The organism is Cupriavidus sp. 05N39 (genome assembly GCF_056397325.1).
In genome coordinates this window covers 1-1,408 of sequence record NZ_JBFTNE010000241.1, presented here as the reverse complement: position 1 = coordinate 1,408, position 1,408 = coordinate 1, and the positions used below count along the sequence as shown (strand labels likewise).

The 1,408-nt window shown below is 61.9% G+C and carries 1 protein-coding gene and 1 pseudogene; both read right to left on the bottom strand.

The features are described from left to right. Nucleotides 1-156 (bottom strand): annotated as a pseudogene (locus AC1DN0_RS41025) (Asp/Glu racemase); the annotation flags it as partial. Between the two features lie 23 nt (nucleotides 157-179). Next, nucleotides 180-1,142 carry an amidohydrolase family protein gene (locus tag AC1DN0_RS41020; RefSeq protein WP_441636506.1) on the bottom strand — a complete coding sequence of 321 codons (963 nt, stop codon included), beginning with the start codon at nucleotides 1,140-1,142 and terminating at the stop codon, nucleotides 180-182. Nucleotides 1,143-1,408 lie beyond the last annotated feature (266 nt).

Below are 1,408 nucleotides of genomic sequence, written 5' to 3'. Positions count from 1 at the left end.
CTCCTTGACCACCTTCTTCATGCGCATGCGGCTGGAGTGGAAGGTGAACCGCTCGGGCCGCACCTGCTGGCGCGCCAGCAGCATCGCGGGGATTTCGGTTTCCATGGTGGTGTTCGAGCTCGGCACGATCTGGCCGATACGGAAAGTCTTTTGCACGGGGCGCTCCGTTATTTCGGGGTTCAAAGCTTGAGAATGCGTTCGGCGTTGCCGTGGCAGACGAGGCTTCGGGTCGCGTCGTCCATCGGTGCCTGCTCGATAAAGTCCGCGGCGATGGCGGTGGATTCGTAGGGATAGTCGACCGAGAACAGCACCGCCTCGGCGCCCATCTCGGCAATGGCGCCGTTCAGCGCGGCGGGCGAGCACACGCCGGAGGTGGTGATCACGATATTGCTGCCGATGTATTCGGAAGGCTTCTTCGCCAGCCTGATACCGTGCGAGTACACAGCGAAACGGCTGTCGAAACGCCAGCGCTGGAACGGCAGCCCTTCGCCCATATGGCCGAGGATGATCTTGAGCCGGGGGAAGCGGTCGAACACGCCGCTGAACAGCAGGCGCAGCGCATGGCTGGCCGTTTCCACGCCCCAGCCCCAGGCCGCGCCGCTGATCTCGGGATGCCCGGCGTACACATGCGGCATCGCATAGGCGTCGGTCGGATGCAGGTACATCGGCACGTCCAGCTCCTGCATGCGCTCCCAGAACGCGTCGTATGCGGGGTCGTCATAGTACTTGCCCTGGGTGTGCCCGTTGACCAGCGACCCCTTGAAGCCGAGCTGCTTCACGGTGCGCTCAAGTTCATCCGCCGCTGTCACGGGATCGTGCATCGGCAGCGCGGCAAAGCCAGCGAAGCGGGTGGGATGGCGCGCCACTTGCGCGGCCAGGAAATCGTTGTTCTCGCGGGCGCGGCCGATGGCGGCGGCGCGGTCCGTTTCGCCCTGCACGCCGGGACCGGTCTGCGACAGCACGGTGAAATCGATGCCGGCACGGTCCATCTCGCCGATGCGGATGTCGTCGAAATCGGCGAGGCGCTTCGCGAGGTCGGCCATCACCACCGCATCGATATGCTGGAGATATCCCTTCGAATAGGCCTGGAAACCGGGGGCCATGAAGTGTTCCTCCAGGGCAATCTTCCGTATTCTCGTCATGCTGTGGCGACTCCTGATGTGGTGGGGGCGTGCTTCGATGCAGGCCTTGAGACGGGGGCGGGAAGGCGCGTGCCGTTGCCCTTGCGAAGGCTTGTCTGCTTAATTACTCAGTATGCTGAGCATTTTTAATATAGCAACGAGGTTGTGGAATGTCTAGCCGGAGTCAAAAGGGTTAACCCCCATAACACTCCCAAATTCTGCTCAGTACACTGATTGAAATTACTCAGCATGCTGACAGTGTGAAGCACACACACGCACAAGCAAGC